The sequence below is a fragment of the Bacillus sp. JJ1532 genome (genome assembly GCF_036965085.1).
Lineage (GTDB): Bacteria > Bacillota > Bacilli > Bacillales > Cytobacillaceae > Cytobacillus.
In genome coordinates this window covers 10666-23465 of sequence record NZ_JBALOW010000021.1, presented here as the reverse complement: position 1 = coordinate 23465, position 12800 = coordinate 10666, and the positions used below count along the sequence as shown (strand labels likewise).

Annotated in this window: 13 protein-coding genes; 8 read left to right on the top strand and 5 right to left on the bottom strand. The window is 36.0% G+C overall.

Translation table 11 applies throughout. The annotated features are described in order from the left end of the window. The first annotated feature begins 370 nt into the window (after positions 1-370). Entirely contained in the window at positions 371-1249 is an 879-nt protein-coding gene (locus V7122_RS09150; protein WP_335526416.1) for an NAD(P)-dependent oxidoreductase, read from the top strand. 62 nt (positions 1250-1311) lie between these two features. Beyond that, positions 1312-1488, top strand: a complete 177-nt coding sequence (locus V7122_RS09145) for a hypothetical protein (RefSeq protein ID WP_335526414.1) — start codon at positions 1312-1314, stop codon at positions 1486-1488. 41 nt (positions 1489-1529) lie between these two features. Here V7122_RS09145 and V7122_RS09140 read toward each other — a convergent pair whose 3' ends face one another. After that, positions 1530-1736, bottom strand: coding sequence for a hypothetical protein (locus V7122_RS09140; protein WP_335526412.1), 207 nt, complete (start codon positions 1734-1736; stop codon positions 1530-1532). 260 nt (positions 1737-1996) lie between these two features. Here V7122_RS09140 and V7122_RS09135 point away from each other — a divergent pair, with 260 nt between their 5' ends. The 3 genes from V7122_RS09135 to V7122_RS09125 all read left to right on the top strand — a co-directional run bounded on the left by V7122_RS09135 (position 1997) and on the right by V7122_RS09125 (position 4171). Beyond that, the gene (locus tag V7122_RS09135) at positions 1997-2521 is read left to right on the top strand and encodes an RDD family protein (RefSeq protein WP_335526411.1); all 525 of its coding nucleotides are present in this window, start codon (positions 1997-1999) and stop codon (positions 2519-2521) included. 98 nt (positions 2522-2619) lie between these two features. After that, positions 2620-3090: a DinB family protein gene (locus tag V7122_RS09130; RefSeq protein WP_335526409.1), complete on the top strand. Its 471-nt coding sequence runs from the start codon at positions 2620-2622 to the stop codon at positions 3088-3090. A 175-nt stretch (positions 3091-3265) separates the two neighbouring features. After that, a complete protein-coding gene (locus tag V7122_RS09125) occupies positions 3266-4171 on the top strand; it encodes a chemotaxis protein (protein ID WP_335347210.1) in 906 nt (301 codons plus the stop codon). 62 nt (positions 4172-4233) lie between these two features. Here the strand turns inward: V7122_RS09125 and V7122_RS09120 are convergent, their stop codons facing one another. The 3 genes from V7122_RS09120 to V7122_RS09110 all read right to left on the bottom strand — a co-directional run bounded on the left by V7122_RS09120 (position 4234) and on the right by V7122_RS09110 (position 6736). Next, complete coding sequence (locus tag V7122_RS09120; protein WP_335526407.1) at positions 4234-4704, bottom strand: YkyB family protein; 471 nt, start codon at positions 4702-4704, stop codon at positions 4234-4236. 135 nt (positions 4705-4839) lie between these two features. After that, entirely contained in the window at positions 4840-6126 is a 1287-nt protein-coding gene (locus tag V7122_RS09115) for an MFS transporter (RefSeq protein WP_335347212.1), read from the bottom strand. After that, complete coding sequence (locus tag V7122_RS09110; RefSeq protein ID WP_335347213.1) at positions 6107-6736, bottom strand: PadR family transcriptional regulator; 630 nt, start codon at positions 6734-6736, stop codon at positions 6107-6109. The genes V7122_RS09115 and V7122_RS09110 overlap by 20 nt, the downstream gene beginning before the upstream one ends. Positions 6737-7043: 307 nt before the next feature. Between V7122_RS09110 and V7122_RS09105 the strand changes: the two genes are divergently transcribed. Continuing rightward, complete coding sequence (locus tag V7122_RS09105) at positions 7044-9149, top strand: EAL domain-containing protein (protein ID WP_335526405.1); 2106 nt, start codon at positions 7044-7046, stop codon at positions 9147-9149. 30 nt (positions 9150-9179) lie between these two features. Here V7122_RS09105 and V7122_RS09100 read toward each other — a convergent pair whose 3' ends face one another. Further along, positions 9180-10046, bottom strand: a complete 867-nt coding sequence (locus V7122_RS09100) for a metallophosphoesterase (protein WP_335526403.1) — start codon at positions 10044-10046, stop codon at positions 9180-9182. Positions 10047-10261: 215 nt separating this feature from the next. Between V7122_RS09100 and fadH the strand changes: the two genes are divergently transcribed. Then, positions 10262-11026: a 2,4-dienoyl-CoA reductase gene (gene fadH, locus V7122_RS09095; RefSeq protein ID WP_335526402.1), complete on the top strand. Its 765-nt coding sequence runs from the start codon at positions 10262-10264 to the stop codon at positions 11024-11026. A 189-nt stretch (positions 11027-11215) separates the two neighbouring features. Continuing rightward, the gene (gene aspA, locus V7122_RS09090; RefSeq protein WP_438824774.1) at positions 11216-12631 is read left to right on the top strand and encodes an aspartate ammonia-lyase; all 1416 of its coding nucleotides are present in this window, start codon (positions 11216-11218) and stop codon (positions 12629-12631) included. The last annotated feature ends 169 nt before the right edge of the window (positions 12632-12800 follow it).

Sequence of the window (12800 nt, the reverse complement as noted above, 5' to 3'; positions counted from 1 at the left end):
ATCGGGCCTTTACGGGCTGTTGATCCCCTGCTTTGAAATTTTTGTTTTACTCAACTTCTTGAAGTGGGGGGTCTTACAGCCCGTTAATCTGCGATAAAAATCTTTTCTTTGATTAGAATGTAACCGTATTGATAGGGAATAATGTTAAAGCGCATGAAACTTGGGGAGGGCTAGACTATTTGGTCTAGTCTTTTTCCTTTTCGTTCCCATATAATTGAAGGCAGCTACTTCTTAATGTATAAAATAGAATAATAGAAAAACTCTAACTTTTATATAGGGAATATTCTTTTTGACTTCAACTTGAAGTAGAATAGAATTAGCAGTGAAATTGACAATAAATACATAAAAATGATGGGGGAGGAGTTTAAAGATGGGGTTACGTGATAATACGGTCATCGGCTTTATTGGAACAGGTGTCATGGGGAAAAGTATGGCAGGGCATTTACTTCATGCAGGATATCCATTAATTGTTTATTCACGGACAAAAACGAAAGCTGAAGATTTAATTGCTAAAGGTGCAGAATGGACAAATTCACCTAAAGATGTTGCAGAAAAGGCAAATGTCATTATTACAATGGTTGGCTATCCTTCAGATGTGGAAGAGGTATATTTAGGGGAAAAGGGAATTATTACAAATGGACAAGAAAAATCTTTTGTCATCGATATGACAACGTCCACGCCAACTCTTGCTAAACGAATATATGAAGAGGCAAGAAAAAAAGGTATTTTCGCTCTTGATGCACCCGTATCCGGAGGAGATATCGGTGCAAAGGAAGCAAAGCTTTCCATAATGGTTGGCGGAGATAAGGAATCATTTATGGAAATGGAACCAATCTTTCGCTTAATGGGAACAAATATTGTCTATCAAGGAAAAGCTGGTTCTGGGCAGCATACAAAAATGTGTAACCAAATAGCTATTGCCTCAAACATGATTGGAGTATGTGAAGCGATCGTTTATGCAGAAAAGGCTGGTCTTGAACCAGAGACTGTATTGAAAAGCATATCGACAGGTGCTGCAGGCAGCTGGTCCCTTTCAAACTTAGCACCAAGAATGATAAACGGAAATTTTGATCCTGGATTTTATATTAAGCATTTCATTAAGGATATGAACATTGCTTTACAAGAAGCTGAGGCAATGGGGATGGATACACCTGGCTTAGCATTGGCAAAGGAAATGTATGCAAAGCTTGCTGAAGCCGGGGAGGAAAACAGCGGTACTCAAGCACTTTATAAGTATTGGGATCGTTAATGAATAATGAAATCCTCTTTATATAATAATAAACTTGATTGTTATTAAAAGGGGGTTCTTCTATGGCAAAAAAAACGAAAAAAAATGATCCTCAGCAAAAAAATAAAAAAGGCTTCGATTCAGCCGTGTTAGACACGGAATTTGCACATGAAATGGGAAGTACCGACACAAATAAAATTCATAAGGATAAAGCAAAAAAGGAAAAAGAAGCGAAAAATAATGGGAAATATAAGGGATAATAACAAAGGTGAGCTTAAAATGGCTCACCTTTTCCTCTTTATTAATATCCGTAATCCCAGTCAACTTCATTTTCATGCCAAAAAACTGGAGAAACTGGACCAAAGTCAAATTCAATATTTTCTAGAGTGCATTTGCAATGGTCACACCCACTTTGTGCCTCCATTTCTTCAAAAGTAGAATGGTCTACTTTTTCAATAACAGTAACTTTTTGATTTTCTTGAAATAGGATGGCTGTGCCTTTCATCATGATATAGCACCTCTTTAAATTTTATTAGTTGTTATCTTTTATAACTCAATTTTATAATTCATAAGGATCGGTGTCTATGGATATGTGAAGTTGTTCACAAAAAAGTCGAATTATTCAAGGATAAAATTATTCTGCCAAAAAAGCCAATAAAATGGTATTTTAGTAATGTTAATTATTAGAAATTATTGAGTATAATATAAAATGCTATTAGTATAATAGAAGGTCATTATTTTACTATAAAGTGTTTTGGAGGTAATACTGTGGAAACGATTTTGGATAAACAACCGTATGAAGAAAGGAAGGAATACGGAGGATTTTGGATTCGATTTGCAGCTTATATTATTGATTCCATCATTATTGGTGTGCCATTATTTATCGTTACGATGATTATTTTTATGATCTTTTTTGGGGGCACTGGTGCACTTGATTTACTTTTTGGCGATCCGTATGCAACCGATATAACTGATGAGGAAGCACTCTTACTCTTTGGTTCTTATTTGGGAGCACTTGGGCTATCATTATTAATTAATATTATAGGGGCCGTTGCTTATTTCGCTGGTTTGCACGCTTCAAAATGGCAAGCAACTGTAGGAAAAAAATTGCTAGGATTAAAGGTTACGGATTTAAAAGGAAACAAAATTTCCTTCTGGCGAGCTTTAGGCAGATATTTAGCAATGTCTTTTTTATCAGGAATCCTATTAATTGGTTACATTATTGCTGCCTTTACGGAGAAAAAGCAATCCCTTCACGATTTAATTGCGGGTACGACTGTCATAAAAAAATAGTAAAAAAGCTGCGTTGGAAAAAAAACAATGCAGCTTTTTTTAAAGAGGAAATCCTGTAAATGTTGACGAATTAATAAAAATATTAAGGGGGTTTTAGGATGAAAATGAATGATATTCAAAATCATTACGAAGCGTTTTCCGAGTGGTTACGTACTTTAAAAGAATTAAAGGATGATTTGTGGCTGGTGCCTATATCAGAAGGCAAATGGCCGGTACGGGCGGTAATAGCACATTTACTATATTGGGACCGTTATTCAATAAATGAACGTTTTCCTTTTTTTAAAGAGGGAGCAAAGCTTGATAAATTCCCTGATTTTCAAAAAGTTAATGACCAGGCGGCAGAATACTCGAAGAATGTTTCAAAAGAGAAATTGTTAGATGAGCTATTATCCATTAGACAACAATTTGTTTCTATGATTAATCAAATGAATGAAGATGAGTTAGAAGTTGCCTTTCATATAGGTGATCATAAATTAACTATTAAAGACTATTTTAAAGATTTTATTGAACATGATCTGCATCATAAGGAACAGGTGAATCGGGTTATTGGACAAATATCTTCAAACTAATGTTCGGAATGTAGAAAAAGCAGGCGGATAGCCTGCTTTTTCTATTTCAATAGTGACCAAAGCTATGAGAAAATTATTCACGAAATCTTTTAAATTATTTCAAGAAAAATTTCCTATTCGTGATATAGTAATAGGTATAATTGTTCATTTCATTTACAGGAAGGGCGAAGTTTGCGTGGAACATAAAAAAGGAATATTGTTGGAAAGCGGAACAAATGAATTGGAAATTGTTGAGTTTGGTATAGGGAAAAATAAATTTGGAATAAATGTGATAAAGGTAAAAGAAATCATTAACCCTGTTCCTGTTATACAAGTACCTCATGCTCATAAAAATGTTGAGGGCATTATTGAATTGCGAGGAGAAGTGCTTCCTGTTGTCAATGTAGCTACCGCATTAGGTTTCCCCCCATCTGAGAATCCTCAGCAGGATAAATTTATTGTCGCAGAATTTAATAAGCAAAAAATCGTTTTCCATGTACATAGTGTGACACAAATTCATCGGATTTCTTGGGATCAAATAGAAAAGCCGTCTGAAATGTATCAAGGTCCTGACAGCCAGATTATTGGAGTCATCAAGCTTAATGGAGAAATGATCTTATTATTAGATTTTGAAAAAATTGTTGTGGAAATTAATCCTGAAACGGGGATCAACGTTCAGCAAGTTCAAAAGCTTGGGAAACGGGAACGATCTAATAAACGACTAGTGGTGGCAGAGGATTCTCCATTATTACGTAAGCTTCTACATGATACGTTAAAGGAAGCTGGGTTCCAATATATAGAGTTTTTTGAAAATGGCCGTGATGCACTAAATTATTTAGAAAACATCATTCAAAGCGGAAAGAATATTGTTGATGAAGTTCAGCTTGTAATTACAGATATTGAAATGCCTCAGATGGATGGGCATCATTTAACGAAACGTATTAAAAGTAATCATGAATTAACAAAAATACCTGTCGTTATTTTTTCTTCCTTAATTACAGATGATCTTCGCCATAAAGGGCAAATGGTTGGAGCAGATGCACAAGTAAGTAAGCCTGAGATAGCTGAGCTTGTCCTGCTTATTGATAAGATAGCACTTTAGGATGACAAAAAGAAATAGGAAAAAGCTAGGATCCCTTAATAAATGGGACCTAGCTTTTTATTTTAAAAATAACTTTCTCCCAGCTTTTTAAATACTGGTTTATTATATGACCGTTTTTTATGTGATGGGGTGTCATTAACTTCCTTAAGTCCTGTATAAGATATTAGAAGTTTTTTGGCTTGGTTTAAGGAGAGAGTGGATCTTGGATTTCGTATATGATCATTTAATTTTCCTAAATGTGGCAGTTCAGCAAAGTCGGCTTTCGATGGCGGCAAATGAAATGAATAATCACCACATTCAACAAGTACATCTGATTGCTGCTGACTATATTTAGGATTACCTGAGAAATGAAGCCCCACCTTATTAGCTTTCCCTTCTCTAATAAGCTTGTGTAATGCATTCTGTTTCAGCTTATATAGGAATTTTGGGTTCGTTGCTGTTTTTGCATGGCGATTAACGGTGAAGATTGCTTGTGAGAGGTTTTCAACCGTTGGATGTAAATGATGAGGATTGTCGTTCTTTTCCGAGTTCAATAGTATGACTCCTTTCAAATATTTAGGGGTATATTGCTATTATACCCCTTTTTTCAAAAAAATGAAAATAAAATAGATAATATATTCCAGATTAACGGAAATTCCTCTTAGTAGTAGAGTCTATTACAAAATTTATTAAGTTGTTTTCTGTAAAACTTCCGTTTCATGAGTAACTATTGGTGTCTTCAATTTTTGTACAATGAATAATAATACGAAGCTGCCTAATAAGCATGTTGCAAGGCCAGCACCAATTAAGACAGCAGGTACACCAACTGCTTTTGCTATAAGAGCTCCTGCCGCAGGAGCAATTAACATTGAAAAGGTCTGTAAAGACATGGCCGCAGATGATACTCTGCCCATCAAATGTTTTGGTGTTTCAGACTGCAAGACAAAGCCATATGGAACAGCCTCTCCTGAGCCTAGTAATCCTAGAAAAAATGCGCCAATTATCCAGAGATAGGGTGGAAGCTGTATGAGACCCATACCTCCTAGGCCAACTAGGATTATCAGGCTCCCGCTTAATAGAGAAGCTCCTGACATGAAATGAATGGGTTTAATTCTCCACATCGTCCATTGCCCTAAAATAAGAGAACCAATAACACTGCCTAACCCTACTCCGCTTATGAGCAAACCAAAATTCCCTTGAGAAAACCCGAGAAGTTGAGCAATAAAGACAAAGAGACCATCGTATAAGAAAATAATAAAAAAAGCGACTGAAGATAAGAGGATTGAAATTTTTAATAGGGGAGTTCTCGCAATATGTTTAATTCCTTCTGTTAATTCTCTCCAATAACTACTTTGTTTTTCAATTGTATTTTTTTCAGAACTATGTTTAACAAATGAGTCTTCATCCAGTTTTGGCATACTTATTAAAAAAATGATCGCAATGATAAAACCACAAGCTTCAAATAAGAATGGGCTCTTTACTCCGAATAGGGCAATGATGCCTCCCCCGAGTGCAGGGCCAATAATTTTCATCGTATTGACAGAAAGCTGGCTAAGTGTAACAGCTTCAGGCAGCTGATCTTCGGGTACTGTCATTCTTATCGTACTTTGTCTGGCTGGGTCGTATAGTGCAGCAACGGTTCCTTTCAAGAAAACAAAAACAAGCAGGTAGTAAAGATTTGGTGAAAAAAACAACCCTAATACGAAGACAATTCTTAAAATTAAGCATACTATCATCATCTTTTTCTTCGGTAAGCGATCAACAAATACACTTGCAAATGGGCCAATAATAACCCATGGAAGACCTAACGTAATAATGACAGAAGCAATTGCCGATTCATCAAGTCCCCAATGATAGGCTACTATTACTTGTAATGCAACGAAATCAAGCCAATTTCCTAAATCTGAAAATACCTGTGCTCCAAACAGGGAGCGAAAGGGAGGGATTTTAAGAGTCTTAAACATGCCTGTTTTCATTTTTAGCTCTCCTTTTTTCTAAAATGGCTTCTCTTCGCCTTGCTAAAAGCTTATCCATGTTGTTATTCGGGTCCTGGCCTTTTGGAAGATTATCTTCTTCCAATGCGAGAACGGTTTCCTCAATCCATAATAATTCTGCTTCTAGGCGAATTTTTGCGTACCTGATGGAAAGCATTCCTAATTTGCTAATAAAGGAATAGCCATTTGTCGGCCATTCTTTGACAAAGTTCAAAATATCCTCTGTTTCCTCCTTCCTTTTCAGCAAATGCTTAATGAGTATAGAGGTATCCATATCTTCATGCCAAGTTGACATTTTCATAAAAAGTTCATCTTTAATAACAGGGTAAGCTGGCGGCATGCGGAGCCAATTTTCAAATTCTTCCCACCCCTTTGGTGTTAGTTCGTACAGTTTCTTTTTTCGGCCTTCTTCCTCCTTTTCAATGGGAAAAATATAGCCTTCTTGTTCGAGTTTTTTTAACTTTGGGTAGATACTTCCATAACTCATCCCCCAATATAATCCTGCCGCCTTATGCTCAAATTCAGATTTAATATCGTAGCCGGAACTAGGCCAAAAGCTTAATACTGCAAGTATTGTATGCTCGACTGACAATGAAAAAAGCTCCCTTCCATATATCTTATTGATATATCAAGATGATATATCATAATGATACATTAAGACAGCCAAATAATGCAAATATTATTTATTTTTCAGCATTTAAGCAGTTAACTGCAAAATGTATGACAAACAAGCCTGTCTTTTTTGTCATTTTGTATTATAATGAAAAAATAATATGGAGAAATTGTAAACATTAGGGACATTTTGTTAAAATTTGATTGTTTTTAGAAATCATTAAAGGCATCTCTTGATATACATGTCCAAGTTCTTTTATGGACGGAATAAGTATAAGGATGATTAGATGGAAAAGATAGAGGAATTAACAACACAATTAAATAGCATGAATATTACAAGTAAAGTTGAAGGCATTATCTTAGATATTATTTTTCGACACATTAAAGATATGGTTTTTATCATGAAGGTAGAGCCTGGCCCTGTTTTCACCTATCTTTTCGCTAATAAGCCAGGGCTAGAACATGCTAATTTGCCACTTGACTATACTGGGAAATCATTGGATGAAGTTCTCCCTTTTAAAACTGCTTACGTATTACAGCAAGAATATTTAAGAATACTTAGGCAGAAAAAATCTATTGGATTTTCAGATGAGGTTGTCCTTCCAGATGGAAGCAAGATGAATGGAGAGTCATTTTTGACTCCTGTGTTTGATGAAAATAACGAGGTAAGCTATGTCGTATCCGTCACGAGAGACATAACATCAGCATTAATAGAGAAGAAGCGATTAATTGAAAGTGAACAGAAATACCGATCCATCGTTGACCATAATTTAGATGGAATTCTAACAGTTAATCTGAATGGCATCATACAGGAGGTCAATCCTGCAGGGAGAAAATTAACAGGTTTGTCGGAAAAGCAGCTAACCAATCGGTCTATATTTGATTTAATTCCAGAACAGGATATAGAAGATATAAAAATGCTTTTCCACAAAACGAGGAATGGTTATCCGATTGAAACACTCGATTGCCGATTTGTTCATCGAAAAGGACATTATTTAACGGTTCACATTAAGACTGCACCTGTTGTTGTGAACAAAGAAATTGTAGGTATATATATTATTACACGAGATATTTCTGAGCAGGCAAAAAATGCGGAAACTATTAAATATATGGCCTTTCATGACCAACTGACAGGTTTATATAATAGGAGAGCATTATTAGGAGATTTGGAGGAGCAAATTACTTCTGCAAAAAAGACAGGAAATGAATTTGCTCTTCTTTCAATTGATTTGGATCGGTTTAAATACTTAAATGATTCACTTGGACATATTTTAGGAGATGAAATATTAAAGAAAGTTGCAAACAGACTTTCTGAATTAAAAGGTTGCACCGTTTATAGGCAGGGCGGGGACGAGTTTATTATTCTTCTTCCACATACAGATAGAAATAAATCTAGCAAATTTGCACAGAATATTTTATCTAAGTTTTCTAAATCCTTTTATTTAAGCTCTCAAGAATACTATATTTCACCAAGTATTGGGATTAGTATGTACCCGAATGATGGGAAGAACGCTGAGACTCTTATCAAAAATGCGGATGAAGCTTTATTTAGGGTAAAAGAAAAGGGGAAAGCTCATTTCCAATTCTATCGGACAGACATGAATTCAATCCTTAGAAATGTGGTTGAAATGGAAACACTCCTGCGAAAGGCGATCGAACGGGAAGAGTTGTTTTTGCATTATCAGCCTCAGATTGATTTAAAGACAACGAAAGTATCTAGTTTTGAGGCACTATTACGCTGGAATAATCACGCACTTGGATTGATTTCTCCAGGAGAATTTATTCCGCTTGCAGAGGATACAGGTTTAATCATACCGATTGGAAACTGGGTCATTGACACTGCCTGTAAGCAAATTCGTGATTGGTCAGATAAATATCATCAGGATTTTAGAATTGCTATTAATATCTCTCCAAAACAATTCCAGCAGCACAATTTGCTTAAAATCATTCAAAAATCGATTGAAAAATATCGAATCAATCCTAGGGCTTTGGAAATTGAAATAACAGAAGGTGCCATGCAGGATACGAGGGATACAGCACCTATTCTATCAAGATTAAAGGAACTTGGAGTTTCAATATCTGTTGATGATTTTGGAACGGGCTATTCATCATTAAATTATTTAAAGCAATTTCCAATCGATGTATTAAAGATTGATCAGTCCTTTGTCAAGGATGTACTATTAAACGATAAAGATGCAGCTATTACAACGACTATCATCCATTTAGGGAGAAGCCTGGGGATGGAGGTAATCGCTGAAGGAGTAGAAAGCGCGGATCAGGCGGCATTTTTATTAAATGCCAACTGCCACAAAGCACAAGGATTTTTGTACTCTAGACCTCTTCCTGCAGATGAGATTGAAAATTACTTTCTTAAAGAATATTGCAATAAATAGAAAAAGGAAAAGCATATGCTTTTCCTTTTTCTATTCACTTACAAGCGTAAATACAGTCAATTCAGGCTTTGATAGAAAACGGAACGGAAGACGGGTAGTTCCTATTCCGCGATTGACATAAAGGGTTAATGGTGTGCCGCCAATTTCATAAAAGCCTTCATGATATTTTTCTGCAAAAGGAGGCTTTACAAGGGCACCAATGAAAGGAATCTGGATTTGTCCCCCATGGCTATGACCGCTAAGCTGCAGCTGGATATTTAACTGTGAAGCCTCATCTGCTAAATCGGGAGCATGTGATAAGAGGATTTTGTAAGAATCTTCAGGAACTCCTGCTAAAGCTTTACTGATGTCAGGCTTTCCTAGCATGGCATCATCAATACCAATTATATACAAGCTGCTGCCATCAAGTAATTTTACTTGTTTATGACTGTTTTGCAGCAAATTAAAATCAGCTTGCTCAATGATGGATTTATAAATATCTGATCCGTACCCTCCATGATCATGATTTCCGTATATAGCAAATTTACCAAATGGGGCATTTAGCTTTTTAAGAAGAGGAATGATCTTATCGCCTTCTAAGTATTTATTAGGGGCGTCCAACAAATCTCCTGTAAAAAAGATAAGATCTGGTTTAAGCTCATTTATTTGCTCTACAAGAGTCATGAATTGCTGCCTATCATATTGAAAGCCCAAATGAGTATCACTGAACTGAACAATTTTGAAATGATTGAAGCTTTTTGGAATTGATTTATGACGAATCGGAAAATTATTTATCTCTAAGAGTCTAGGCTCAATATGACCTGCATAATAATATCCTCCAGCACCTAGACCGGAAATTGTAAGTAAAGAGCCGAATACTTTTTTCAAAAAAGACCTTCTCGTAACTTTTTTTGGCATGAATATTACCAACCAATCTAATTCATTTTCACCTAAAACATAGATACCTTCTTATACTATCAAACTCTTATCTTAAAAAAAAGGGAGAAAAATGGATTTAACCTAATTTATGAGTTTTGCAATTATGATAAAAGTCTTATAATTTATTAGAAAATTCAATCTACTAGTGGTAAAATAGAGAATGAATGATCATTCATTATTAAGGAGGGGAAAGGATGAAGGAAAAGGTAGTAATTGTTACAGGTGGTTCAAGTGGTATGGGTAAATATATGGCAAAACGTTTTGCAGAAGCGAATGCTTTTGTTGTTATAACAGGAAGAACAAAGGAGCGTCTTGATGAAGCAAAATTAGAAATAGAAACATTTCCAGGGCAAGTGTTGACGGTTCAAATGGATGTTCGTGAAATAGAACATGTGAAAAATATGGTTGACGAAGCACTTAAAACCTTTGGAAGAATCGATTATCTCATCAATAATGCTGCTGGGAATTTTATATGTCCAGCTGAAAAACTTAGCGCAAATGGCTGGAATTCAGTAATCAATATTGTCCTAAATGGAACATTTTATTGCTCTAGTGAAATAGGAAAGTACTGGATCGAAAAGGGGATTAAAGGCAGTATCATCAATATGGTGGCCACTTATGCCTGGGATGCAGGTGCAGGCGTCATTCACTCAGCTGCGGCGAAAGCAGGCGTATTATCGATGACAAGAACATTGGCAGTAGAATGGGGAAGAAAATATGGGATAAGAGTAAATGCAATCGCCCCCGGCCCGATTGAACGTACAGGAGGAGCTGAGAGGCTATGGGTATCGGAGTCGGCTGCAGAAAGAACTATTAATAGTGTACCGTTAGGAAGACTAGGAAAGCCTGAGGAAATAGCGGAATTAGCTTATTTTCTATTTTCCGAGCATGCAGCCTATATTAATGGCGAATGTATTACAATGGACGGCGGACAATGGTTAAATCAATTTCCGTTCTAGATAATAAACCAGCAGGGGAGTAATTTTATTCCATGCTGGTTATTTTTTTCGAAAAGTTATTCTAATATTTGAAAAATTATCCTTTATAAAAAACTAACAGAAAATCTTAAGGAATAGTAGTATACTAAATCTAAGGGGAGTGGACAACTTCTCTTTCATCAATAATTGGTTGATTAGGAGATGTTATTTGTGAGTACATATCGTGTAGAAAAGGATTTCTTGGGAGAAAAGCATGTTCCGATTGAGGCTTATTATGGCATACAAACATTAAGAGCTGTTGAGAATTTTCCCATTACAGGATATAAATTAGACAAAGATTTAATTATTGCGATGTCAATTGTAAAAAAAGCTGCTGCGCTTGCAAACTCAAGTATCGGGCGTTTATATAAAGGAAAAGCGGAGGCTATCTGCAAAGCAGCAGATGAAATTATTTCAGGGAAATGGCATGATCACTTTATTGTGGATCCGATCCAAGGCGGAGCGGGAACATCCATTAATATGAATACGAATGAAGTCATCGCAAATAGAGGATTAGAGTTCTTGGAGAAGGAAAAGGGTGAATATTTTCATTTGAATCCAAATATTGATGTTAATATGGCCCAATCTACAAACGATGCTTTTCCAACAGCAATTCATCTTGCTGTTTATAGAGCACTAGAAACATTATTAAATACTATGAATGAAATGAAGGAAGCTTTTAATCAAAAAGCTATCGAATTTGATTCGGTTATTAAGATGGGAAGAACTCATTTACAGGATGCAGTTCCAATTCGCCTAGGGCAGGAATTCAGGGCTTATACAAATGTGATTGAACGTGATATTAAGAGAATTGAAAGATCAATGGAAGCTTTATTAGAGGTAAATATGGGAGCAACTGCTGTAGGAACAGGGCTCAATGCCGATCCTCTTTATATTGAAAAGGTTGTCCAGTATTTAGCTGAGATATCTGGCATCCCTGTGAAACCAGCCGGTAATCTTGTTGACGCTACACAAAACACGGATACATATACAGAAGTCTCATCTGCCCTTAAAATTTGTATGGTGAATATGTCAAAAATCGCCAATGACCTCCGCTTAATGGCTTCTGGGCCTAGAGCAGGCTTGTATGAAATTAACTTGCCTTCACGTCAGCCTGGTTCATCTATTATGCCAGGAAAAGTTAATCCAGTTATGCCGGAAGTTATTAACCAAATTGCTTTCCAAGTAATTGGCAATGATCATACGATATCTCTTGCGTCTGAGGCGGGGCAATTTGAGCTGAATGTTATGGAGCCGGTATTATTATTTAATTTACTGCAATCCATTTCAATCATGAATAATGGCTTCCGCGTATTTACTGACTTCTGTGTGTCTGGAATAACGGCCAATGCTGACCGCCTTAAAGAGTATGTGGAAAAAAGCGTAGGTTTATTAACTGCTGTCAATCCGCATATCGGGTATAATGTCGCTTCTGAAATTGCTAGAGAGTCAATCGTAAATGGGAAATCCATTCGTGAATTATGCTTGCAATATGATGTGCTAAGTGAAGAAGAATTAGATCTGATTTTAGACCCATACGAAATGACAAAGCCTGGAATATCGGGTGCATCTTTACTTGATAAGTAAGGTTATCGCCCATATAATGAAATTAATTTATAGACAAAAATACCGGTAAGATTATCGGTATTTTTGTCCATTTATCGCAGATTAACGGGCTGTAAGATCCCCACTGCAAGATGGTGAGTAAAACACAAATTTCTAAGAGGGGATCAACATCCCGTAAAGGCCCGATTAT